General features: G+C 64.8%; 17 protein-coding genes. 9 read left to right on the top strand and 8 right to left on the bottom strand.

The genetic code is table 11. The annotated features are described in order from the left end of the window. The first annotated feature begins 29 nt into the window (after window positions 1–29). Both VB672_RS16930 and VB672_RS16925 read left to right on the top strand, forming a co-directional pair. On the top strand, window positions 30–500 hold the full coding sequence (locus tag VB672_RS16930; RefSeq protein ID WP_329785373.1) for a methyltransferase family protein: 471 nt from the start codon (window positions 30–32) through the stop codon (window positions 498–500). Between the two features lie 15 nt (window positions 501–515). Then, window positions 516–1,058: a DUF6790 family protein gene (locus VB672_RS16925; protein ID WP_329785372.1), complete on the top strand. Its 543-nt coding sequence runs from the start codon at window positions 516–518 to the stop codon at window positions 1,056–1,058. Window positions 1,059–1,097: 39 nt separating this feature from the next. Here VB672_RS16925 and VB672_RS16920 read toward each other — a convergent pair whose 3' ends face one another. Together VB672_RS16920 and VB672_RS16915 are read right to left on the bottom strand one after the other, a co-directional pair. Next, window positions 1,098–1,655: an ActR/PrrA/RegA family redox response regulator transcription factor gene (locus tag VB672_RS16920; protein ID WP_009490768.1), complete on the bottom strand. Its 558-nt coding sequence runs from the start codon at window positions 1,653–1,655 to the stop codon at window positions 1,098–1,100. 83 nt (window positions 1,656–1,738) lie between these two features. Then, the gene (locus VB672_RS16915; RefSeq protein WP_329785371.1) at window positions 1,739–3,094 is read right to left on the bottom strand and encodes an ActS/PrrB/RegB family redox-sensitive histidine kinase; all 1,356 of its coding nucleotides are present in this window, start codon (window positions 3,092–3,094) and stop codon (window positions 1,739–1,741) included. Window positions 3,095–3,323: 229 nt separating this feature from the next. Here VB672_RS16915 and VB672_RS16910 point away from each other — a divergent pair, with 229 nt between their 5' ends. From VB672_RS16910 to VB672_RS16895, 4 genes are all read left to right on the top strand, one after another. Continuing rightward, complete coding sequence (locus VB672_RS16910) at window positions 3,324–4,586, top strand: polyhydroxyalkanoate depolymerase (protein ID WP_329785370.1); 1,263 nt, start codon at window positions 3,324–3,326, stop codon at window positions 4,584–4,586. Window positions 4,587–4,662: 76 nt separating this feature from the next. Then, on the top strand, window positions 4,663–5,406 hold the full coding sequence (locus tag VB672_RS16905; RefSeq protein ID WP_329785369.1) for a M48 family metallopeptidase: 744 nt from the start codon (window positions 4,663–4,665) through the stop codon (window positions 5,404–5,406). A 452-nt stretch (window positions 5,407–5,858) separates the two neighbouring features. Beyond that, a complete protein-coding gene (locus VB672_RS16900) occupies window positions 5,859–7,544 on the top strand; it encodes a methyl-accepting chemotaxis protein (RefSeq protein ID WP_329785368.1) in 1,686 nt (561 codons plus the stop codon). A 73-nt stretch (window positions 7,545–7,617) separates the two neighbouring features. Further along, window positions 7,618–8,814, top strand: coding sequence for a multidrug effflux MFS transporter (locus tag VB672_RS16895; protein WP_329785367.1), 1,197 nt, complete (start codon window positions 7,618–7,620; stop codon window positions 8,812–8,814). A gap of 125 nt (window positions 8,815–8,939) precedes the next feature. Here the strand turns inward: VB672_RS16895 and VB672_RS16890 are convergent, their stop codons facing one another. Both VB672_RS16890 and VB672_RS16885 read right to left on the bottom strand, forming a co-directional pair. Next, window positions 8,940–12,935 carry an Ig-like domain-containing protein gene (locus tag VB672_RS16890; RefSeq protein WP_329785366.1) on the bottom strand — a complete coding sequence of 1,332 codons (3,996 nt, stop codon included), beginning with the start codon at window positions 12,933–12,935 and terminating at the stop codon, window positions 8,940–8,942. Window positions 12,936–13,159: 224 nt separating this feature from the next. Continuing rightward, window positions 13,160–15,280, bottom strand: a complete 2,121-nt coding sequence (locus tag VB672_RS16885) for a transglycosylase domain-containing protein (RefSeq protein ID WP_329785365.1) — start codon at window positions 15,278–15,280, stop codon at window positions 13,160–13,162. A 149-nt stretch (window positions 15,281–15,429) separates the two neighbouring features. Here VB672_RS16885 and VB672_RS16880 point away from each other — a divergent pair, with 149 nt between their 5' ends. After that, on the top strand, window positions 15,430–16,683 hold the full coding sequence (locus tag VB672_RS16880) for a cation:proton antiporter (protein WP_329785364.1): 1,254 nt from the start codon (window positions 15,430–15,432) through the stop codon (window positions 16,681–16,683). A gap of 56 nt (window positions 16,684–16,739) precedes the next feature. Here VB672_RS16880 and VB672_RS16875 read toward each other — a convergent pair whose 3' ends face one another. The 4 genes from VB672_RS16875 to VB672_RS16860 form a co-directional block, all read right to left on the bottom strand. After that, complete coding sequence (locus tag VB672_RS16875; protein WP_329785363.1) at window positions 16,740–17,012, bottom strand: DUF4242 domain-containing protein; 273 nt, start codon at window positions 17,010–17,012, stop codon at window positions 16,740–16,742. Window positions 17,013–17,158: 146 nt separating this feature from the next. Continuing rightward, complete coding sequence (locus VB672_RS16870; RefSeq protein ID WP_329785362.1) at window positions 17,159–18,601, bottom strand: UdgX family uracil-DNA binding protein; 1,443 nt, start codon at window positions 18,599–18,601, stop codon at window positions 17,159–17,161. Next, window positions 18,598–19,812 (bottom strand): putative DNA modification/repair radical SAM protein, encoded by a 1,215-nt coding sequence (locus VB672_RS16865; RefSeq protein ID WP_329785361.1) that lies wholly within the window; start codon window positions 19,810–19,812, stop codon window positions 18,598–18,600. Before VB672_RS16865 ends, VB672_RS16870 begins: the two co-directional genes overlap by 4 nt. Before the next feature lie 202 nt (window positions 19,813–20,014). Next, window positions 20,015–20,641: a PRC-barrel domain-containing protein gene (locus tag VB672_RS16860; RefSeq protein WP_329785360.1), complete on the bottom strand. Its 627-nt coding sequence runs from the start codon at window positions 20,639–20,641 to the stop codon at window positions 20,015–20,017. 202 nt (window positions 20,642–20,843) lie between these two features. On the opposite strand from VB672_RS16860, the gene VB672_RS16855 reads away from it, so the two are divergent. Further along, on the top strand, window positions 20,844–21,389 hold the full coding sequence (locus VB672_RS16855) for a TRAP transporter small permease (RefSeq protein ID WP_329785359.1): 546 nt from the start codon (window positions 20,844–20,846) through the stop codon (window positions 21,387–21,389). 6 nt (window positions 21,390–21,395) lie between these two features. Then, on the top strand, window positions 21,396–22,703 hold the full coding sequence (locus VB672_RS16850; protein ID WP_329785358.1) for a TRAP transporter large permease: 1,308 nt from the start codon (window positions 21,396–21,398) through the stop codon (window positions 22,701–22,703). The last annotated feature ends 33 nt before the right edge of the window (window positions 22,704–22,736 follow it).

Below are 22,736 nucleotides of genomic sequence, written 5' to 3'. Positions count from 1 at the left end.
TCGGACAACGTCACGGGATTTGCGGTCCTATGGCTGACACGGCAGATACAGCTCAAGTCCTCATCCGGCCGCCGCTGGCATGGGGGCTTGCCGTCCTGGCCGGACTTTCGCTCCACTGGCTCGTGCCCTTGCCGTTCCTTCCTGCCACTGTGCCTGCAGCCTGGCTCGGCACAGCGGTGTTCGTCCTCGCGCTGGCACTGGTCGTCTGGGCCATCGTGACGATGAGCAGGGCCGGTTCGAACGTCCCGACCAACCGGCCGACCACCACCATCGTCGAGAACGGGCCGTACCGCTTCACGCGCAACCCCATCTATCTGGGAATGTTCCTGGGCCTGATCGGCTTGGGTATCGCATTCGACAACCTCTGGCTGCTGATCATGCTGGTGCTCTTCGTGATCGTCATCCGCTACGGCGTCGTGGCCCGCGAGGAGGCCTATCTCGACCGCAAGTTCGGCGATAGCTACCGTGTCTACCATTCGCGGGTACGGCGCTGGCTGTAACATTGGGGGACGATCGTGGAACAGGCCATACGGTTTCTGCTCAGCAACTTCACCCTGACGCTCTTTGTCGGCGGGCTCGTCGCATCGCTTGTCGCCCTGCTGCGACTCCCGCGCCCCTGGAACCATGCCACGATCGCCGAAGCGCTCCTGTCCTGGTTCCTGTTCTTCTCGCTCGGGGTGAGCTTCCTCTACAATTTCGTCATGCACGTCTTCTTCTCGGAGATGGCGGCCGCGTTCATCGGCTGGCAGGCCAGCCCGTTCCAGAAGGAAGTGGGCTTTGCCAGCCTCGGGTTCTCCGTCGTTGGGTTCATGGCGTTCAGAGGCGGCGCTGGGATGCGCTTGGCCGCCCTCGTCGGACCCGCCTGCTTCCTCTGGGGGGCGGCGGCCGGCCACGTGCAGCAGATGGTGGAGGCGCACAACTTCGCGCCGGGCAATGCGGGCGTGATCTTCTACACGGATCTCCTGCTGCCGGCCTTCGGGCTTGTCTTATTGTGGATGCGGTACCGCGCGGATCCCCGTGCCGTCACGGACGTGCGGGCGAGCGTCTATTCCCGCTGAGCCGTCACGCCTCATGTCCGGTACCGGAGGGTCGAGAGATCAGCGCGGGGCGCGCTTGGCGAGAATGCGCTGCAGGGTTCGGCGGTGCATGTTGAGGCGGCGCGCGGTTTCCGAGACGTTGCGGCCGCAAAGCTCGTAGACGCGCTGGATGTGCTCCCAGCGCACCCGGTCCGCCGACATGGGATTTTCCGGCGGAAGCGCCCGTTCGCCCGGCTGGGCCATGAGGGCGGCGTGGATCTCGTCCGCATCGGCGGGCTTCGCCAGGTAGTCGAAGGCGCCCATCTTCACCGCCGTGACGGCGGTGGCGATGTTGCCGTAGCCGGTGAGGATGACGCCACGAGCATCCGGGCGGCGGCTCTTCAGGCGCTCGATCACGTCGAGCCCGTTGCCGTCGCCGAGGCGCATGTCGATCACGGCGAAAGCCGGCGGTTCGCTTTCGATCGCCGCGAGGCCGTCCGTCACACTTTCGGCCACGCGAACCTGATAGCCGCGCCCTTCCATCGCGCGGGCGAGTCGGGTCGAGAACGGCCGGTCGTCGTCGACGATCAAGAGGCTCTTGTCAGCGCGATCCTCGAACGCGGCAGGCGCATCGGCCATCAGAACATCTCCTTGCATCTTAAGGCTTTAACCCCCTCACGAGCGAGCCTGTCCGGCTCCTCTCTCATATGGGAATTCTTGCTCTAACCTTTGAGGGACAGCTTGGATTCTCCCTGCGGCGAAATTGCCGCACCTCGTTCAAACGCATGACGGGGCCAAACGATCCGTGCGATGGCCCCGGAGGCCGGCGGAGCGGCGTTCGTCAGGGTCAGTTCGGCTCCCGAGCGCTCGATCAGCGTCTTGGCGATGAACAGGCCCAATCCCAATCCTCCGCCTTCCTCGCTGTCCTCCGTGCGCTCGGCGGCGCTGCGGGTGGTCACGTAGGGCTCGCCGACCCTGAGCAGGATATCGGGAGCGTAGCCGGGGCCGTCATCCCGGATCTCGATGAAAACCTCGTGAGGAGACCAGCAGGCCTCGATTGTCACGCGGCTTTCGGCGAAGTCCGTGGCGTTGTCGAGGATGTTGGACAGGCCGTAGACGACGCCCGGGTTGCGCCGTCCCATGGGCTCCGGGCCCTCGCCTCTCGTCTCGACCTGCACGTCGAAGCCGACGGCGCGCTGCGGCTCGACGATCTCCTCCACCAGGTGGCTCAACGAGATGGTCTCCAGGAATTCCGATTCCTCCTCCTGCCCCATGGAGGTGAGCTTGGTCAGGATCGTGCGGCAACGTTCCACCTGCTCCTGCAGGAGCCTCAGATCCTCCCCGACGGGACCGTCCTTGGGCATGGAATGGCTCAGCTCCTTCGTCACCAGGGCGATGGTCGCAAGCGGCGTGCCGAGCTCATGGGCCGCCGCCGCGGCGAGGCCGTCGAGCTGGGACAGGTGCTGCTCGCGGGCGAGCACCAGCTCGGTCGCGGCGAGCGCCTGGGCGAGCTGCCGGGCCTCCTCGGCCACGCGCCAGGCATAGATGCCGGTGAAGGCCGTGCCGAGCACGATCGCGGTCCAGATCCCGGTCACGTACAGGAAGGGAAGGGTGAAGCTCTGTCCGGGAAACCACGGCAGGGGCCTGTGGGCGAGGACCAGGAGCGTCGCGCAGCCGATGGCGAGAAGGCCAAGCCCTAAGGTCCGCTCCGGGGTCAGGGCCGTGGCCGAGATCAGCACGGGCGCCAGGAACAGCATGGCGAAGGGGTTTTCCAGCCCGCCGGTCAGGTAGAGAAGCCCTGCCAATTGCAGGATGTCGAAGGCGAGGAGCGCCGTGGCGATGTTGTCGCTGAGCCGGTGGCTTGCCGGGTACTGGATGCGCAGGAGCAGGTTGACCCAGACCGAGGCGCTGATGACCAGGAAGCAGAGGGCGAAGGGGAGGGGAAAGCCGAGCCCGAATCGCACGCCGGCGACGGCCGTCGCCTGACCGGCAATGGCGAGCCAGCGCAGGCGGACGAGCGTGTCGAGGCGCAGGTGCCGGGCGTGATGGGTCAGGCTCTTCTGGTCGATCTTGGACATCTCCGAACAGAATAGGGTGGCGTCATCGTTCGCCAAGCAGAGAGCGTCTGCCTATTTTCCTATCATCGACTTCGGCGATGCTCTGGAACCAAAGTATGTAGTTCGTTTTCGCAGGGGAAGAGCTAGGCTGTTGCAATAATCTGAAGGAACTTTAATCTTAAAATTACGGTTGAGGATAAAGCCTACCGCAAGATGCGAGAACAGGCGCCCGGCCTTTGGGGACAGTTAGATGAATTTTTCCTATGTTTGGTACGATACCGCGCATTGGCTCCTGAGTCCGGCCCGCGCAGCCTCCGATTTCACGAAGCATTTTTTCGACAATCCCGACAATCCCCTCACGAACACGCCTTATGGCCGGACCGTGTCGGCGGCCTGCGAATTGTTCGAGCGCACCACCCGGCGCTACGGCAAGCCTGCCTTCAACCTGCCCACCACCGTGATCGGCAACGAGGAGGTGGCGGTCACCGAGGCGATCGTCTGGGAGCGTCCCTTCTGCCGCGTCATCTCCTTCGAGCGCGACCATGCCCGCGCCGAGGACCAGCCGAAGCTCCTGATCGTGGCGCCCATGTCGGGCCATTACGCCACGCTGTTGCGCGGCACGGTCGAGACCTTCCTGCCGACCCATCAGGTCATGATCACCGATTGGACCGATGCCCGCATGGTGCCCCTGGCGGAGGGCCGATTCGATCTCGACGACTATATCGACTATCTCAAGGCCATGTTCCGGGACTTGGGTCCGGGCTTGAGCGTGATGGCCGTGTGCCAACCGGCCGTTCCCGTGGTTGCGGCGGTCGCCCGTCTCGAGGCTGAGAACGATCCCTTCATCCCTCGCTCCATGATCCTCATGGGCGGACCCATCGACACCCGCCGCTCGCCCACCGCCGTGAACCGGCTGGCCGAGGAGCGCGGCATCGATTGGTTCCGGCAGCACTGCATCACCAAGGTGCCCCCGTCCCATCCGGGCTTCTGGCGCGACGTCTATCCGGGCTTCCTGCAGCTCTCCGGCTTCATGGCCATGAACATCGACCGGCATCTCACGGCCCATTACGAAATGTTCAACCATCTCGTGGAAGGCGACGGCGATTCGGCCGAGAAGCACCGGGACTTCTACGACGAGTATCTCGCCGTCATGGACCTGACCGCCGAGTTCTACCTGCAGACGGTCGAGACGGTGTTCGTGAACCACGAACTGCCCAAGGGCGAGATGATGCACCGGGATCAGCCGGTGGATCTCATGGCCATCCGGCGCTGCGCCATCATGGCCGTCGAGGGCGAGCGGGACGACATCTCGGGCGTGGGCCAGACCCTGGCGGCCTTGGACTTGACCCCCAATCTGCCCTCCGACAAGAAGCTCTATCACCTGCAGGCCGGGGTCGGTCACTATGGCGTCTTCAACGGTTCTCGCTTCAGGGCTCAGATCGCTCCTCGAATCGTTGAATTCATTGAGAATCACAGCCGAGAGCCAGCTCGGAAGAAGCCGTCAAGGGCCTGAGTCTGTTCTTGATACGTTCTTAGGAGCGGCAAACGGCTGCGCTGACAGAATCAGCCCGACAGGGCAGATTGCGGATATGAAATCCGCCCTGTTCCGCCGCGTTCCTGCGGACCCGCCTCATCTCAAAGTCTTCCATGAGGGCCAGACCTTCAAGGTGGCCCTCAAACGCCGTCCCACGGCCAAGCGGATCACGCTGCGCGTCTCCAACGCGACCGGCGAGGTCGTGCTGAGCATCCCCGAGCGCACCGATGTGGGGCTGGCCCAGAAATTCGCCGACAGCCACAGCCACTGGATCGCCACCCGGCTCGCCAAGGTGCCGGAGCGCGTGCCCTTCGAGCCGGGCGCCCTCGTGCCCTTTCGCGGCGTCCCTCACCGGATCGTCCATTGGTCCTCGGTCCGGGGCGTGACCCAGGCGACCAGGGGTGGCGCAGGCGAGCCCATCATCGCGGTTGCCGGCGAAGCGGCCCATGTGGCCAGGCGGGTGCGGGATTTCCTCGAAGCCGAGGCGAAACGTGACTTCGCCCTGGCCGTGAAGAAGCATACGGCCCAGCTCGGCGTGCCGGTCAAGCGCATCACCGTGCGCGATACCAAGAGCCGCTGGGGCTCCTGCTCGGCCAACGGGGCGCTCAGCTTCTCCTGGCGGCTGATCATGGCCCCGCCCTTCGTGCTCGATTATCTCGCGGCCCACGAGGTGGCGCACCTGCGCGAGCTCAACCATTCCAACCGGTTCTGGAAGCTCACCTACCAGCTCTGCCCGCGCACGGACGAGGCGGAAGCCTGGTTGAAGACCTACGGCAGCGCCCTGCACCGGATCGGGTGAGTGGCTGTTGCGCCATATCGTCTCTGCCGATCGTCAGCCGGGCAAGGGCCGCTGATAGCCCCTCCACGTCATCACCGGCCTTGTGCCGGTGATCCCGATACGAGAGACGCCGTACTTTCCCAGTCGAGATGGCCGGGACAAGCCCGGCCATGACGTGGAAAGTGTCATCCCCGGCGGCTGCAGGCTGGAAGCCGATACACGTCCACACTCAACATTATGGATTCCCTCCCTCCGCTTAGGCCGGGAGAAACACTGGAACCTGCGATCCCCCGATCGCCTGAGGGCGTCCGGGATGACTCGTAGCCAATCCTTTTGTTTCCATTGGACAATTTATCGGTTTTTTAACCAGCACCCCGCAGACATGCCGTTAGGGCAATAGACCTGACGTTTGTCGATCCGGCCGCTTCCTTAAGAGCCGGACACGACGAAGGGTCTGCAGGGGCAAGATTCCGATGGCACTGAAAGACTTCTCGATTCCGCAAAAGGTGATTGCGGTTGTTTCCCTCATGGGGCTCGTCGCCGCCATGATCGCCGTGGTGGGCTGGCGCGAGACGTCCAAGCTCAAAGGTGAGATGGAGATCGTCGGCCTGCGTGAGGAGGCCGCGCGCGAGGCCATGGACCTGCGCGTCGACATCATCGCCATCAGCCGGATGACCTACCAGGTCGCCCAGCAGCCGGGCAAGGCGTCCGATTTCAGCACGGAAGCCGAGCGCCGCACCAAAGAGATGCTCGACCGGTTCAAGACGCTCGAATCGGTGGCGGATTCCCAGGAGAAGACCCTGCTCGACCAGATGCGGGCAGCCCTGAACGGCTATTTCGACGTCATCCGCGCCATGATCAAAGTGGCGGCCTCCGACAAGGGGGCCGACCGGACGATCATGAATGCCGAGGTCGAGAAGGGGCTGGCCTCCCAGCGCGCGGTCACCGACACGGTGAAGGCCTACAGCACCTATACGGCGAAGAAGCTCGCCGATATGCGCGCGGCTGCCGAGGAGGGCGCGAATGCTGCAATCCGGCTCCAGATCGGCGTGGCCGCCATCGGCATCGTCCTCGGGGTGCTGATCAGCCTCCTGATGACGAAGGTCAGCATCGTGTCGCCCCTGCGCAACCTGACCTCGGTCATGCGTCGGCTGGCCGATGGCGACCTCGCGGTCGAGCTGCCGGCCGGCAATCGCAGCCGCGACATCGGCCAGATGATCGAGACCGTGCAGGTGTTCAAGGATCGCATGGTCCGCAACAAGGCGCTCGAGGTGGAAGCGGTCCAGGCCCGCGAGGCCTCCGAGGTCCAGCGCAAGCGCATGATGACCGAGCTGGCCGAAACCTTCGACGGCGCCATCGGCGAGATCATCGAGTCGGTCTCGACGGCGGCCGGCCGGATGCAGGTCACCGCGGAGCAGCTGACGAATTCCGCCCAAGCGACGTCCTCGCGCTCCACGGCCGTTGCGGCGGCTGCCGAACAGACCTCGGCCAACGTGCTGGCCATGTCGAGCGCCACCGAAGAGCTCGGCGCCTCCGTGAGCGAGATCAGCCGCCAGGTCGAGCAATCGGCCGTCATGTCGCGCGAAGCCGTGCAAGCCGCGACCTTGACGACCGAGATCGTCTCGCAGCTGAGCGCCGCCGCCGACCGGGTCGGTGCGGTCATCGACATGATCTCGGCTATCGCGGGCCAGACCAACCTGCTGGCGCTGAATGCCACCATCGAGGCAGCCCGCGCCGGTGAGGCCGGCCGCGGCTTCGCCGTGGTGGCCACCGAGGTGAAGTCGCTTGCCGACCAGACCTCGAAGGCCACCGCCGACATCTCGAGCCAGATCGCCGCGATCCAGACCTCGACCTCGCAGGCCGTGGAGGCGATCAACGGCATCACCCAGCGCATCCAGGCCATGAGCGACGTGTCCGGCAGCATCGCCATCGCGGTGGACCAGCAGGGCGCCGCCACACGGGAGATCGTCGCTTCCGTCAACCAGGCCTCCGCCGGAACGGGCGAGGTGACGGCCAACATCAACAAGGTGGCCCAGGTGGCCGAGGAGACGGAGATGGCGGCCCATCAGGTGCTGACGTCCTCCTCGGCCCTCGTGGGCCAGGCCGAGCATCTGCGCAACCAGGTCAACGCCTTCCTGACGACGGTCCGCGCCGCTTAAGGCGCTTTAAAACAGATGACAGGCACGGCGTTTCGGCTTAACCGGGCGTGCCTGTCATCGTTGAAACCGTTTCATGCTCAAACCCGACACGCTGGCCCTCACCGTCGTCCTGGCGCTGCTCACCGCACTGGGACCTCTCTCGACGGACATGTACCTGCCCTCGCTTCCCGCGATCGCGGGAGGGCTCAAGGCGACGACGGGACAGACGCAGCTCACCCTGTCGGCTTTCCTCCTCGGCTTTGCCGCCGGGCAGTTCTTCTATGGCCCCGTGTCCGACCGGATCGGCCGCAAGCCCGTGCTGCTCTTCGGGCTCGGGCTCTTCACTCTCGCGAGTCTGATCTGCGCGCTCTCGCCCAACATCGAGACCCTGATCGGCGCGCGCTTCCTGCAGGCTCTCGGCGCCTCCGGGCCCATCGTGCTGGGACGTGCCATCGTGCGCGATTTCTACGAGGGACCGCGCGCGGGCCGTGAATTGTCGCGCATGGGCACGATCATGGGCGTGGTGCCGGCGGCCGCTCCCGTTCTCGGCGGCATCATCGAGCGCTTCACCGGATGGCGCGTGACCTTCGGCGTGATGATCCTGTTCGGTCTGGCGCTCGCCGCCACGATAGCCCTGCGCATGCCGGAAAGCATCCGCCGGAAATCGGATGTGCCGATCTCGTTCGCCGCGATCCTGCGCGGCTTCAGGCTCCTGCTGGGACATGCCGGCTACCGGACCTATGTCGGCCTCTCCATGCTCACCTATGGCGGCCTCTTCGCCTTCATCTCCGGCTCGTCCTTCGTGCTGCAGAAGATCTACGGTCTCGACGAGTTGTCCTTCGCCTTTTCCTTCACCTTCGTGGTGGCGGGATTCATGACCGGCACCACTCTGGCGCAACATTTCGTCGGCCGTTACGGGCTCGACGGCACCATCAGGCTCGGGGTGACATGCCTCGCGCTCGGTGGCGCCGCCATGCTGGTCCTGGTGCTGGCCGGCGTCCCGTCGTCCTTGAGCATCAGCGCCCCCATGGCGATCTACGGCGTGGGCGTCGGTCTCACCATGCCGCAATCCATGGCCTCGGCCCTGATGCCGTTCCCGGATCGGGCCGGCGCAGCCTCGTCCCTGCTTGGCATCTGTCAAATGACCTTCGCGGCCATCGTGGGCATTCTTCTGGGACGCAATCTCGACGCCTCCGCGATCCCGTTGCCCGCCACTATCGCCACCACGGGCGTGCTGGCGCTTGGCCTGTTCCTGGTCACCGGACGGGCGCGGCGGAGCGAGCCCGTCTGACGGCCTCTTCGAGGAAGCGCTCCACCAACATTCCGTCCGCGGCATGCATGTCATGCCTTCAAAGCTGCCAGGGCGGCTCTCGTCGAAGAGCCACCCTGGAAAACACCTATGCGGGAGGAGGTCGATCAGACGATGAAGAAGCTGGCATAGGTCAAAGCCGGCTTGGTGCCTGAATTCGTGAAAGTGGCAATGTGAAATTGCGTACTTCCGCCTGTTCCATCGGCATCGTAGTAGAGCTTGCCTGAGGCCTGATCGTAGATGATCCGATCTTCCCGATCCAACGCTGTGGCGCCGAGGACGAAGGCGCTCGCCTTCAGCCTGCCGAGATCGGAGGCCTTGAAGCCCGAGAAGGTGTTCTGGGACAGGTGAATGCGGTCATACTCGGTGGTCTTGAAGTCCTGGATCATGTCCGGGCCGGCCGTGGTGGGAGTGCTGCGATCGAACAGGAAGATGTCGGAGCCTTTGCCCCCGGTCAGGAGGTCCGTGCCTGCGCCGCCGCTCAGGGTATCGTTTCCATTGCCGCCGGAAAGCGTGTCCTTGCCGCTGCCGCCGCGGATCAAGTCGGATCGATCCGTTCCAAGCACGTTCTCGGGGCTCAGGTCCTGAATCCTGATCGTGAAGTCCTTCACCGTCTTCACTGTGCCATCGGTGGCTTCGACCGTGATCCTGAAGGAGGTGAGCTGTTCGTAATCGATCTTCGCATTGTCCTTCACGCGCAGCTGGTTGTTGACCAGCTCGACGCGTCCTCCGCCATCGTTGAGCAAGTTGTAGGTGAACGCGCTCTGGTCCGCGCCGGTTGTGGACAGAGTACCGATGGCTTGGCCGACGGCACTATGTTCGAGGATCGTGGCCTTGGAAAGCTGGAGGCCGACTGGGCCGCCGACGTTCTTTACGGTGATCGAGACGCTGTTGGAAACCCTGCCGCCATAACCGTCGGATGCATAGATCGCATAGTTGAAGGTCGTGTCGCCGTTCACCTGGATCAGGGACGGGTCCCTGACCTGGATGGTGCCGTTCACGATTTCGAAGCGGCCGTCGGCGCTGACGCGTCCGTTCGTGCCCGCGAGCGGGTTCGTGAAGGTGTATGCGATCGGATCGCCGTCGGCGTCCGTGGAGGAGAGCGTGCCGGCAATCGTGTGGACGGCGGCCGTCTCGGAAATCGCGCCGCCGACGAGGACGGGCGCCGTCGGGCCATGGTTCACGTCTGCCACATGGATTTCGATCGTGCTTGAGGCGGTGCCGCCGTGTCCGTCCGAGGCCGTGACCGTGTAGGTGAAGGTCTGATCGCCGTCCACCTGAATAAGCGACGGATCGTTGACCACGATGGTGCCGTCGACGATCTTGAAGCGGCCGTCGGCACTGATCAGACCTGAAGAATTGGCTTGGGCCCAATCGAAGGTCATCGTGAGCGGATCGCCGTCGGGATCCGTCGTCGTCAGCGCCCCGACAACCATTTCGGAGTTGATCTTGTCGGTGATGGTGCCTCCAGAGAGGACCGGCTCCGATGGCGCACGATTGACATGTCCGACCGCGACTGACGTAACGGTAGCAATGTCCGAAGCGGATGCTGGAGCGCCGCTTGCATCCGTCACCGTGATCGAGAACGTCGTCGCTTCGGTGGAACCCGCCTCCGCATCCGGCCTGTCCGTGGGATTGAACATGAGCGAGGCGAGGGCCGCCCGCGCCGCTTGGAGAGTCCCGACGAAGGTGAAGACACCGGTCTCGGCATCGTAGGTGCCACCTTGCGCGGGCACGAGAATTCCCTTGGCCGGGTCGTCGACTTGAATCGTTACGGTCAGCGTGTCGCCCGCGTTCGGTTCGTTGATGGCGACATAGACGAACGGCTTGACGAGATCCGTGTTCTCCGTGTCGTAGGTGGTGAACGTCTGATGGATGTAGGAAATTGACGGCGCGCGGTTCGCCGTGACGCTCGTCACCGAGACGTTCGTGTTGGGAGCAGCCGCCACGCCCTCCACGTCGGTGAGGGTGATGGTAAAGGCCGTGGTCAGGGCATTGCCGGTCGCGTCATTCGGCCGGTCGAAGGGATCGTAGACGAGGGCGCGCAGGGCGGTCTGCACCTGCTCGGCCGTTCCGGTAACCGTATAGCGCCGCAACTGAGGATCGTAGGTGCCGATGCCGAGATTGGTCAGCGCGCCGTAGCCGTTGTTCAAAGTGACGGTTGCGGTGACGCTGGCGCTGTCGGTGTCTGTGATCGTGATGGACGTGAAGGGGCTCGCGACCTCATTGTCGGCAATCGAGAGGTTCAGGGGCGTGGCGAGCCCGCCGATCTGGGGCGCCGTGTTGGTGCCCGCGATGCTGCCTTCGCCGACGAGTTCGACGACCTCGATGTTGGCGAGCTTGGTGCCGTCGTAATTGCGGACGGAGATGATGACCGTGTCCCTTCCACCGGTCGTGCCGCTCAGCTCGATCGCAACATCGCCGATATCGCGGATGTAATAGACGTCGTTGCCGGCTCCACCGGTCATGGTGTCGCTGCCGGCGGCGCCGTCGAGTGTGTCGTTCCCGTCGCCGCTGGTCAGCTTGTTGTCGGCCGTGTTGCCGATCAGGGTTCCGGCGCTTGAGGCCGTAAGGACCAGATTCTCGATATCGGCCTGGAGCGTGTAGCTGGAAAGATAAGTTTGAAGGGTGTCGTTGCCGCCGGCATCGACGATCACGTCGTTTCTATCGCCGGTCACGTAATGATCGTCACCAAGACCACCAGCGAGCGTATCGAGATAGCCATCGCTCCCGGTGAGAGTATCGTTGCCGTCGCCGCCTGCAAGGGAATCGCTTCCGCCGAAGCCGATGATGTGGTCACTGCCGCCACCTCCGACGATCGTGTTGTTCAAAGCGCTTCCCATGATCGTATCGTTGCCGGCGGTGCCGACGAACTTGCCCACGTTCCCGAACAACCTGTCCGTCGAAGAGCGCACACCGTTGGAATACTCGTCGACCCAGCGGTCACCCAGATTGGCCTTGACGGCCGCCGTCGGGCCGATCAGGTCTTCATAGGTGAGAACGGTGCTTGCATTCACCTTGATTGTGGTCGTGGTCGAGCGAACGGATGTGCCGGTCCAGATGCCGCCGTGGACCGTATCCGCACCCAAGCTCGCGTCGATATAGGTCGTTCCGCCCGTGTAGAGGACGTCGTTGCCGAAGCCGCCGTCGATCGTGGAGGCGAATGTCCCGCCGCGAATGGTGTCGTTGCCCTCGCCGCCGATGAGATGAGTCACCCCCGACAGGGTGTCCTCGCCCTGGCCGCTGGCACGGCCGGCCGTCAGGTCGGCATTGATGGCATCGGTGCCGAGATAGAGAACGGTGCCGTTGACGAGCCTGTCGTTGCCTGCTCCGCCGATCAGCGTATCGCGGTTGCCGCCGCCGGTCAGCGTATCGTCGCCCCCGTTGCCGTGCATGATCCAGTCCTGCACGGAATCGGCCGCGTAGATCACGTCGCCGGATGCCGATCCGTAGACCTCCTCGATGTTCAGGAGAGTATCGAGATTGCCCCATGTATCCGTGCCGGTGAGCGACGCATAGGTCGTGGCGCCATGGGTCCAGGCCGTGTCGCTCAGGTTGAGGACGATCCCTGCACCGCCGGTCTCTTCCTGGTAGGAGACGACGTCCCAGTCGAGACCTCCGTCGAGGGTATCGTTTCCGGCTCCACCAATGAGCGAGTCGTTGTCGACGTCGCCGTGAAGCGCGTCGGCGGTCGTCCCGCCCCAGAGGGTATCGTAGCCCTCGGCGCCGTTGATCGTGACGGACGTGGTGGCGTCCGGGCTGCCGAGCTCGTTGTCGCCGGCATCGCCCTGAATGACCGAAGCGGCTGCGGAAACGGCTGATGCGGCGGGACCGGTCATGCGAGCGGCCGCGGCTTCGGTCGAGGAGGAGTTGGATGTGGTTGATGAAGTGGGAAAGCTGAGCTCCAGGCGCGGCGCCGTTCCCGGTATCCGGAAAGGATCCTCACCCGGCTTCATCGCGGGCTGCGGAGACGGCTCATCCGATGCCTCTCCCGCCGGGGGAATCAGCGGCTGCATGGCCTCGACAAGCCCGGCGTCAGGCACCGTAAGATCAGGCAGAATTCCGCTGCGGCTCTGTCCAGGCTTGCGGTTGGATATGGTCATGATCGTTCCCCTCGTTCGATGCTGCCGTGAAACCGCATGCAGGATGCGGATCGCGGTCCATGTGAGGATAGATCATATCTAAACCATCCGGTGCGGTAGCTCCTTGGACAAAGAGGTCGACTATGTGAAAAGACATTATATCATTGCAAAAAAGCCCGCATGCTCAACCTGCACGAGGCTGAGATCCTTCTTCCGCAACTCCTCGGTGCAGCAGGCAGTTAGCCTCACAGCCCGAACAGCTTCTCGAAGAAGTTTTTCTCGCGGCTGGCACGACGCTGGGGGGCGGCCTGAGGCTGGATCCAGCCGTTCTCGCCCGCATTGGCGTAGCGCGGGTCCTGTCCCGCACCGGCCACCGGCACGTCCGATGGGGCGCGGAAACGCTCGCTGCCGGGCAACGCGACGGGCTGCTGGTCCTTCAGGGCGATCTTCATGAAGTTGTGCCAGACCTCCGTCGGCAGGTTGCCGCCGGTGACGCGCTTGGTGAGCGTGCCGTCGTCGTTGCCGAGCCAAACGCCGGCCACGAGATTGCCGGAAAACCCCACGAACCAGGCATCCTTGTAATCGTCGGTGGTTCCGGTCTTGCCGGCGAGAGACCAGCCGGGGACCTGCGCCTTCTGGGCGGTGCCGACCACGAAGGTGTTGTGCATCATCTCGTTCATCGACGCGACGACGTTCGCGTCGATGACCCGGCCCAGGCCGCCGGAATTCGGGCGCTTGTAGATCAGCTTGCCGTCCGTGGTCTTCACCTGGGTGATCACGTAAGGCACGACGCCGATGCCGCCATTGGCGAAGGGTGCGTAGGCGCTCACCAGCTCGAGCGGCGTGACCTCCGAGGTGCCGAGTGCGAGCGAGCCGTTGGCCTGCAGCGGGGAGGAGATGCCGAGCCGCTGCGCCGTCTGGACCACGGCTTTCGGCCCGACCTCCATGTTGAGCTTGACCGCGATGGTGTTGAGCGAGAGCGCCAGCGCGTCCCGCAAGGTGATCGGCCCGCGGTACTTGCGGTCGTAGTTCTTGGGCGCCCAACCGCCGAAATTGACAGGTCCGTCCTCGAGGACCATGTCGGGCGTATAGCCCCGCTCCACGGCGGCGAGGTAGACGAAGGGCTTGAAGGACGAGCCCGGCTGGCGACGGGCCGTGGTCGCCCGGTTGAACTGGCTCGTCTCGTAGTTGCGTCCGCCCACCAGGGCCTTGACGGCGCCGTCCGGCTTCAGGGCCACGAAGGCGCCTTGGCTCACGTTGAATTTCTGCCCCTTGGCATTGAGTTCGTCCACGAGCACGCGCTCGGCGGCCGCCTGCATCGTGGGCTCGATGGTGGTCGAGACCACGATGTCGGACTCGACGTTGCCGACGAAATCGTCGAGCACGTCCATCACGTAGTCGGCTGCGTAATTGGCCGAGCCCGCCCCGTTCGGGCGCACCGGCTCGGCCGGGGTGCCAAGCGCCGTCTTGGTCATGCCCGGCGTGATGAAGCCGAGTTCGTTCATGGCCGCGATCACCAGCTCGGCCCGGGCCTGCGCCCGCTCGGGATTGCGGTTGGGGGCCAGACGCGAGGGCGACTGCACGAGGCCTGCCAGCACGGCCGCCTCTGAGAGCGACACGCTGCGCGCGGACTTGCCGTAATAGCGCTGGGCGGCGGCCTCGACCCCGTAGGCGCCGGCGCCGAAATAGACCCGGTTGAGGTAGAGTTCGAGGATCTGGTCCTTCGAGTAGTTGCGCTCGAGCCAGAGCGCCAGGATCGCTTCCTGGATCTTGCGCGAGGCGGTGCGCTCCTGGGTCAGGAAGAGGTTCTTGGCAAGCTGCTGTGTCAGGGTCGAGCCGCCCTGCAGGCCGCCGCTGCGGCTCAGGTTGCGGTAGATCGCGCGGCTGATGCCGACGGGATCGATGCCGAAATGGTCATAGAAACGCCGGTCCTCGATGGCCACGAAAGCCTTGGGCAGATAGGGCGGCAGCTCCTTGAGCGTGACCGTGCGTCCGCCGGTCTCGCCGCGATTGGCGAGGAGCGACCCGTCGCTGGCCATGATGGCGATGTTGGGCGGGCGCTTCGGCACGGTGAGCTGGTCGATGGGCGGCAGCTGCGACGCGTAGTAGGCCACCACGCCACCGACCCCGATGACGCCCCAGAGGCAGAGCACGAGCCCGGCATAGACAAGCTTGCTGAAGAGGGAGCGGCCGCTCTTGCGCTTGAGCTTCCGGGGCCGCGAGGGCTTGTCGTTGTTCCGAGAAGCTCGCCTGCGCGCCATCGTCCCCCCAGCCCGGTCCTCGGGCGAAAGGCGAAAGTCCAGCTCCCCCGCCTCGTCAGCGGGCGCATCGAAGACCGGCTCCCGCCGGTCACGTCCGTTCGCCACCTCTAAAAACCCCGCATCGACATGGCCGCTCTATCGTCCGGCCTTTCATGCTCTGGAGCACCCTAATTGTGGCGGTTTAAGGGGCGGTTAACGGGGGTTAACCCCTGCCGTTACGGAACTGCCGGAGTCCGGGCGGCGTTCGCTGGCTTATGAACGCTTACATCGTCGTGCTGGCGGGCTTTGGGGTGGTGGTGCTGCTGACCGCCTGGCTTCCCATGGTTCTCAAGGAGCTGCCCCTCTCCCTTCCGATCTTCTGCGTGGCCCTCGGTGCGCTGATCTTCGCCTTCCCCGATCTCCCGGGCGTCGTGCCGCATCCCAACGAGGAGCTCGGCATCGTCGAGCGCCTGAGTGAGTTCGTGGTCATCATCTCGCTCATGGGCGCGGGCCTCAAGATCGACCGCCCGTTCGGATGGACGCGCTGGCGGCTCACTTGGCGGCTGCTCGGCATCGCCATGCCCCTGACGATCCTCGGCCTCGCGTGGCTCGGGCAGCATCTGCTGGGCCTGAGCTTGGCTGCGGCCCTGCTGCTCGCGGCAGCACTGGCTCCTACCGATCCGGTCCTGGCGAGCGACGTGCAGGTTGGGCCGCCGATGGATCGGGAGGAGGACGAGGTCCGCTTCACCCTCACGTCGGAAGCAGGCCTCAACGATGGCCTCGCCTTCCCTTTCGTGCTCCTCGCCGTTGCCCTCGCGCAGGACGGAGGCCTGACGAATCTTGCGGAGTGGTTCGCCTATGCGGTGGTGTGGAAGATCGCGGCCGGCGTCGGCATGGGCTACCTGGTCGGGCAGGCGTTGGGCTGGCTCACTTTTCATCTGCCGAATCGCGCCAAGCTGTCGCGCACCGGCGCCGGCTTCGTGGCGCTCGGCATCACCTGCGTGGCCTATGGCCTGACCGAAATCGTGAGAGGCTACGGCTTCCTCGCGGTCTTCGTGGCGGCTTTGGCCCTGCGCGCCACCGAGCCGGAGCACGACTATCACCAGAAGCTGCACGATTTCGCCGAGGAGCTCGAGCGCCTCATGATGATGGTGCTCCTCGTCCTGTTCGGCGGCGCAATGACCGGAGGCGGTCTTTTCGATGCGCTCACGTGGCAGGCGGCTGCCTTCGCTCTTCTCGCCCTGTTCGTGGTGCGGCCGCTCGCGGGCTGGATCGGCCTGATCGGGACCGATCCTCCGCCCGGGGAGCGGGCGGCCATCAGCTTCTTCGGCATCCGCGGCATCGGTTCGATCTATTATCTCGCCTATTCCTTCGGACATGCCACGTTCGACAACGTGCCGATTCTCTGGAGCACGGCGGGATTCATCATCCTGGTTTCCATCGTGCTCCACGGCATCACGGTCACGCCAGCCATGCGGCGGCTCGATCTGCGCCGGAAGCTCTTTGAGCGGAAGGCCGCAAAGGCCTAGCGAGCGCCCGCGCTGAAGGAGGTCGCACGGTGGGCGTCCGTGAAGCCGAGATCGGTCTAATCGGCGGTCGTCGGGTCGATGATCCGTCGGACCTGTGCGATGGAATCCGCCGGAAGCCCCGTCTTTTGCGCGTGCTCGCGGATCAGCTCCTCATCGGGAGCCCGATAGACGCAGTAGATCTTGTCATCCGTGACGTAGCTGTGAACCCACTGGACGTCGGGTCCAAGCTCACGCAGGACATTGCACGATGCTCGCGAAGCCTGCTGCATGTCCGCAGCAGACGACTTGCCCACCCCCGGCATGTTTCGCTCGATGACAAATTGTGGCATGGTCTGTTCGCCGGTCAGCCGGCGCCTCCTATGGCCGGGCCGGGGTTCGGCTCCGACTTCGGATAGGGTCTGCTCATCTGCGCGGACTGGCAACTCCCCTGGACTCTGCCGTGTGACTTTTGGCACCGGCAGCTCTTGATGGGTGCCTATTCCGCGGCCAGCGGCAGCTCGCCAGTCTCCAGGTCGGCCTGCGCAAGATCGTGAATGCGGCGCAGGTCGTTCAGGAACGCCTCGTAGGCCTCCCGCTTCGTCGCCTCGTCGGGCAGGCGCAGCAGGTAGGAGGGATGCACGGTGACGTAGCCCTCATACGGTCCCAATCGTGCCCGGCCGCGGGAGCGCGTGATCGGCGTCGCCTTGCCGGTGAGTGCCAGAAGCGCCGTGGCGCCGAGCGCCACCACGATCTTCGGCTTGACGAGCTCCAGCTCCTTCATCAGCCAGGGCCGGTAATGCTTCACCTCGCCGGCCGTAGGCTTCGAGTGAATGCGGCGATGGCCGCGCTGCTCGAATTTGAAATGCTTCACCGCATTGGTGAGATAGGCCTGCTCGCGATCGATGCCCGCTTCCTTCATGGCCTTGGTCAGAAGCTTGCCGGCAGGGCCGACAAAGGGGCGGCCCTGGAGATCCTCCTGATCGCCCGGCTGCTCGCCGACGAAGACGATCTGCGCATGGGCCGGGCCTTCGCCGAACACGGCCTGGGTGGCGCCGGGCACGAGCGGTCCCGCCTTCGCGATGATGGCGTTGAGTTCCTTGAGGCTCTTCGGCTCCTGATCCCACATGGCCTCAAGAGCGCGCTCTGGGGTGCGTTTGGCGGGCATCGTCGCCTCCTGTTCGATCATTCGTTCAACGCGCTGGGAGGCGGTTTGGATCAGGCCGGGGATCGCGGCGGTCTCGGGCATGTTGCGCCAGTACTTCTTCGGCATTTCGGCCAGCATGGCGGTCGGGTTCACCCGGGCCGGGTTGAACACGCTCTCGTAATAGCCGCGCCAGCCCTCCTCGAAGCTGTCCTCCGCCGGCGCGTCCTCGCGCTGCGCCGGCGGTCCGAAGGTCAGGGTCTCGCGATTCCACGACGCGGAGCCGAGGGGCGTGAGGATCGTCCAATCCATGGAACGGAAGCGGTCGACGAAGAAGGGTGCTGCCGCTTCCAGGATGAAATGCTCGGGCTCGAACCAGGCGGCGAAACGTTCGAGGTCCTCTCCCGGCATGCGCCGGAAGCGCACGAAGGCGTGCATCTTGTGCAGGTCGCGCCGTACGGAGCGCGCCATCAGGTCGATGCGGTGGACCAAGGGGTCGCTCGCGACCTCGAGCAGGTCGCGCTCGCCGTTCAGCACCCGCCAGACGAGCTGGTAGAGCAGTGCGTAGCGTTCCGGGTCGCCGTGGCAGATCACGTGCTCGATGAGCCGCGCCACACCCTTCGGGATCGACACCGCCGGTGCGTCGCCGGCGGCCTCCTGGCCGAACAGGCCAGGCGCTTCGTCGATGGCGAAAACCACATGCTGCGGCGCCAGCTCCTCGGCCATGAGCCAGCGCACCGCGTGGCGAAACCCGTCGAGATCCGTGCCGGCTTTCAAGGTGATGCGGTGAAGGTTCATCCGAACAAGCTCAACTGTTCCGGCTTCTCGATCAGCCGCTCGCGCAGGTTGAGGGTATCGAGCTTCGCCTTCGGATGGTAATCGGCCGTGACGAGGAAGGGTTTGGCGCGTCTCAACCCCGAGGTCAGGCGGGCAACGTCCTCCAGACGCAGGCTGGTGTGCTTGCGCGCCACGACGATCTTGTCGACCGCCCGTGCGCCCAGCCCCGGCACGCGCAGCAGCATCTCGCGCTCCGCCCGGTTCACGTCGACGGGAAATCGGTGGCGATTCTTGAGCGCCCAGGCGAGCTTCGGGTCGACGTCGAGATCGAGCATGCCCTTCTCACCGCCGGACGCGATCTCGTCCACATCGAAGCCGTAATAGCGCAGCAGCCAGTCGGCTTGATACAGCCGGCTTTCGCGCATCAGCGGCGGAGATTTCAACGGCAGGATCGCGCTCGAATCCGGGATCGGGCTGAAGGCGGAATAATAGACGCGCTTCATGTCGTAATGACCGTAGAGCTTGGCCGAGGTCCGCAGCACATCCGCGTCCGTCGTGTCGTCCGCCCCGACGATCATCTGCGTGGTCTGACCGGCCGGCGAGAAGTGGCGGCGCTCCTCGCGCGCCTCCTCGATGCGCTCGAACATCTGCGCCATGGCGTTCTCGATGGAGGCGCCGTCCTTCTCGGGGGCCAGACGCTCCAGGCTCGTTTCCGTAGGCAGCTCGAGATTGATGGACAGGCGGTCGGCCCACAGGCCCGCCTCCTCGATGAGCCAGGGACTCGCCTCGGGGATGGTCTTCAGGTGGATGTAGCCGTGAAAGCCGTGGTCTCGCCGCAGCTTCTTGGCCACCAGCAGCATCTGCTCCATGGTGTAGTCCGGCGAGCGGATGATGCCGGAGGAGAGGAACAAACCCTCGATGTAGTTGCGCTTGTAGAACTCGATCGTGAGCGTCACCACCTCGTCGACGGTGAACTTCGCCCGCTTCACGTTGGATGAGCGCCGGTTCACGCAATAGGCGCAATCGAACAGGCAGTAATTGGTGAGCAGGATCTTCAGGAGCGAGACGCAGCGCCCGTCCGGCGTGTAGGCGTGGCAGATGCCGCTGCCTTCCGTCGAGCCCAGGCCGCCCACGTCCGCCTTGCGCTTGGGCGCCCCGGAGGAGGAGCAGGAGGCATCGTACTTCGCCGCGTCCGCCAGGATGCGCAGCTTCTTGGAAAGCTTCTCGTCCATGCTCTTCCCGCAGGATTGTTCGTGTTTTGTTCTAGCATGAAGATGGTGCCGTGGCGAGGGAGGAGAAGAGGGCGGGAGGTCGCATCCCGCACTCTTGGCCAGGAATCATCCGGCATTGAGCCGGAGCGCACCCGCAGAGGTGATCAGGGGCGGTCACGTCCCGCCCCAACAACCAAGTCCCCTTCTGTTCAGCCGAAACGATCTAGCGCGCGAACTTGAACTCCGGAGCCGCCTTCAGCTGGTCCTTGGTCATGTTCATCGTCAGCACGGCATGATCGGGACCTGAGCGGGCGGCGTCATCCGGTTGCCCTGGAGCAACCGTGCCGGTGGTGGTCGGCGCCGTCGGGCTGCTCCCCGGCGCCGTTGCGCTGGCGGGCCCTCGCGGCGTGGCCGGAGCGTTCGGCGTGGTGGCGGCCGTGCCGTCCGTGGTGGAGTTCGTTGCCACGGCGCGCGGTTCGTTCACGAACCTGATCTGGTCCATGGGAATGGCCACATCACGCTCGCCGAGGCCCAGGAAGCCGCCGATCCCCACGACCACGGCCTGGATCCTGCCGCCGCTGTCCACGAGCAATTCGCTGATGTCGCCGATCTTCTCGTTGTCCTGGTTGTAGACATCCAGGCCTTCGAGCTTGGAGGCCCGCCACTGCCCGGGCTGCTCCTGCGTCAGCCAGCTGCCGGGGCCCATGCGCGCCGGCTCTTTCGCACCGAAGCTGGGGTCTCCTGCCGACGGTCTCGGCATCGGGCCTGCGGGCTGGTTGGTCTGGGCCATGGCCGGCATGGCGATCAAAGCCACGCTGGCCAGAGCTACGAACACGTGCTTGGAGATCATGAGGTCCTCCTGCAATCGCGACGCGCCATCACGTCCGACATCTCAACGGCGACGCCAGGGCGACGGTTCTGTCACGAAGCTGGGCATTGCCATGACGAAATGCCCAAGGGCTGTGCAGCCAGGGTGGAGGAAGCGCTTGCGCCTGTCGTGAATGCCCCTAGACTTGGCCAAGCTCTCTCGCCGAACGCCCGAAACGGACTGTATGATCCGCACCCTTCTCGACGGCCTCTATCGCCTCTCAGGCTATCTCGCAGGCCTGTTCCTCCTCGTGATCTTCCTGCTGATGATGGGCCTGTCCCTCGGGCGCGGCATCGGCGTCAACATTCCGGCCGGCGACGATCTCGCCTCCTGGTCCATGGCCGCGATGGCATTTTTGGGGTTGGCCCATACCTTCCGCTCCGGCGAGATGATCCGGGTCGGGTTGCTGATCGACCGCGTGCAGGGACGCACCCGCTGGTTGCTGGAGATGTTCTCCCTGGTGATCGGCCTCGGCTTCGTGGGCTTCTTCGCCTGGCATGCGGTTCAGCTCACCTATGACAGCTGGCGCTTCAACGACATGGCCCAAGGCGTGCTCGCGATCCCGCTCTGGATCCCACAGATCGGCTATGCCACCGGCCTCGTGATCCTGTTCATCGCCTTCCTGGACGAGTTCGTCCATGTGCTGCGTGGCGGCGATCCGCGCTACGAGAAGCCGCCCGCCACCACGGCCGAAGAGGTGGTGGAGCGTGCGATCCAGAGCGGAGTGTAGGCTACCATGGAGCTCATCGAGATCTCGGGCCTGCTGCTCCTGCTGCTCGCGGTGCTGCTCGCCGGCGGCGTGTGGATCGCCATCGCGCTCATGGCCTGCGGCTGGGTCGGCATGCAGTTCGTGGGTGGGGGCATCCCGGCGGGCTCGGTGCTCGCCACCACGATCTGGGGCAATTCCGCCTCCTGGACGCTGGCGGCGCTGCCGCTCTTCATCTGGATGGGCGAGATCCTGTTCCGCACGCGTCTGTCAGAAGAGATGTTCCGGGGCCTCGCGCCCTGGCTCAATTGGCTGCCCGGCCGGCTCATGCATGTGAACGTGCTCGCCTGCGGCATCTTCGGCTCCGTGTCCGGCTCGTCCGCCGCCACCTGCGCGACGGTGGCCAAGATTGCCCTGCCGGAGCTGAAGAAGCGCGGCTACGACGACATGGTGAGCTTGGGCTCTCTCGCGGGCGCCGGGACGCTGGGCATTCTCATCCCGCCCTCGATCACCATGGTGGTCTATGCGGTGGCCGCCAACGTGTCGATCATCCAGATCTTCCTCGCGGGCTTCCTGCCGGGCCTTCTCGTGATGGCGCTCTATTCCGGCTACATCGCCGTGTGGTCGCTGCTCAATCCCGGCAAGTCGCCGCCGCCCGAGCCGACCATGAGCTTTCGCGAGAAGTTGAGGGAATCCACGAACCTCATCCCCGTGGCGCTTCTGATCACGCTCGTGTTTCTCACCCTGCTGCTCGGCTGGGCGACGGCGACCGAATGCGCCGCCTGGGGCGTGCTCGGCTCGCTCGCCATCGCCTGGTGGTCGGGCTCGCTGTCCTGGGATTCGTTCTGGAAGAGCGTCATGGGCACGACGCGGATCACCTGCATGATCATGCTGATCCTGGCCGGCGCCTCCTTCATGTCGACCTCCATGGCCTATACGGGCATTCCCCAGGCGCTCGCCTCCTGGGTCGACGGCCTGCAGCTGTCACCCTACGCGCTCATCGCGGCGCTCACGGTCATGTACATCCTGCTCGGCACGGCGCTCGACGGCATCTCGATGATCGTGCTCACCACCGCGGTCGTGATCCCCATGGTCAAGACCGCGGGCTTCGACCTGATCTGGTTCGGCATCTTCCTGATCCTGGTGGTCGAGATGGCGGAAGTGTCGCCGCCGGTCGGCTTCAATCTCTTCGTGCTGCAGACCATGTCGGGCAAGGACTCGAACACGGTGGCGCTCGCCTCGCTGCCCTTCTTCTTCCTGCTCGTCGCGGCGGTCGCCATCATTACCGTGTTCCCGCAGATCGTCATGGTGCTGCCGCAGATGGCGTTCTCGGATTAGACTCGTTCACAGAAAACCAGAGGGAGACGAACG

Source organism: Microvirga sp. CF3016 (genome assembly GCF_036314085.1).
Classification (GTDB): Bacteria; Pseudomonadota; Alphaproteobacteria; order Rhizobiales; family Beijerinckiaceae; genus Microvirga.
Note: the sequence above shows the minus strand (reverse complement) of the source record. Positions and strands in the feature narration are given on the sequence as shown.

What these genes read in the sequence shown, in the direction of transcription:
- VB672_RS16930 (WP_329785373.1), top strand. Translation starts at nt 30, where the DNA reads ATGGCTGACACGGCAGATACAGCTCAAGTCCTCATCCGGCCGCCGCTG.
- VB672_RS16920 (WP_009490768.1), bottom strand. Translation starts at nt 1,655, where the DNA reads ATGGCCGATGCGCCTGCCGCGTTCGAGGATCGCGCTGACAAGAGCCTC.
- VB672_RS16915 (WP_329785371.1), bottom strand. Translation starts at nt 3,094, where the DNA reads ATGTCCAAGATCGACCAGAAGAGCCTGACCCATCACGCCCGGCACCTG.
- VB672_RS16910 (WP_329785370.1), top strand. Translation starts at nt 3,324, where the DNA reads ATGAATTTTTCCTATGTTTGGTACGATACCGCGCATTGGCTCCTGAGT.
- VB672_RS16905 (WP_329785369.1), top strand. Translation starts at nt 4,663, where the DNA reads ATGAAATCCGCCCTGTTCCGCCGCGTTCCTGCGGACCCGCCTCATCTC.
- VB672_RS16900 (WP_329785368.1), top strand. Translation starts at nt 5,859, where the DNA reads ATGGCACTGAAAGACTTCTCGATTCCGCAAAAGGTGATTGCGGTTGTT.
- VB672_RS16895 (WP_329785367.1), top strand. Translation starts at nt 7,618, where the DNA reads ATGCTCAAACCCGACACGCTGGCCCTCACCGTCGTCCTGGCGCTGCTC.
- VB672_RS16890 (WP_329785366.1), bottom strand. Translation starts at nt 12,935, where the DNA reads ATGACCATATCCAACCGCAAGCCTGGACAGAGCCGCAGCGGAATTCTG.
- VB672_RS16880 (WP_329785364.1), top strand. Translation starts at nt 15,430, where the DNA reads ATGAACGCTTACATCGTCGTGCTGGCGGGCTTTGGGGTGGTGGTGCTG.
- VB672_RS16875 (WP_329785363.1), bottom strand. Translation starts at nt 17,012, where the DNA reads ATGCCACAATTTGTCATCGAGCGAAACATGCCGGGGGTGGGCAAGTCG.
- VB672_RS16870 (WP_329785362.1), bottom strand. Translation starts at nt 18,601, where the DNA reads ATGAACCTTCACCGCATCACCTTGAAAGCCGGCACGGATCTCGACGGG.
- VB672_RS16865 (WP_329785361.1), bottom strand. Translation starts at nt 19,812, where the DNA reads ATGGACGAGAAGCTTTCCAAGAAGCTGCGCATCCTGGCGGACGCGGCG.
- VB672_RS16860 (WP_329785360.1), bottom strand. Translation starts at nt 20,641, where the DNA reads ATGATCTCCAAGCACGTGTTCGTAGCTCTGGCCAGCGTGGCTTTGATC.
- VB672_RS16855 (WP_329785359.1), top strand. Translation starts at nt 20,844, where the DNA reads ATGATCCGCACCCTTCTCGACGGCCTCTATCGCCTCTCAGGCTATCTC.
- VB672_RS16850 (WP_329785358.1), top strand. Translation starts at nt 21,396, where the DNA reads ATGGAGCTCATCGAGATCTCGGGCCTGCTGCTCCTGCTGCTCGCGGTG.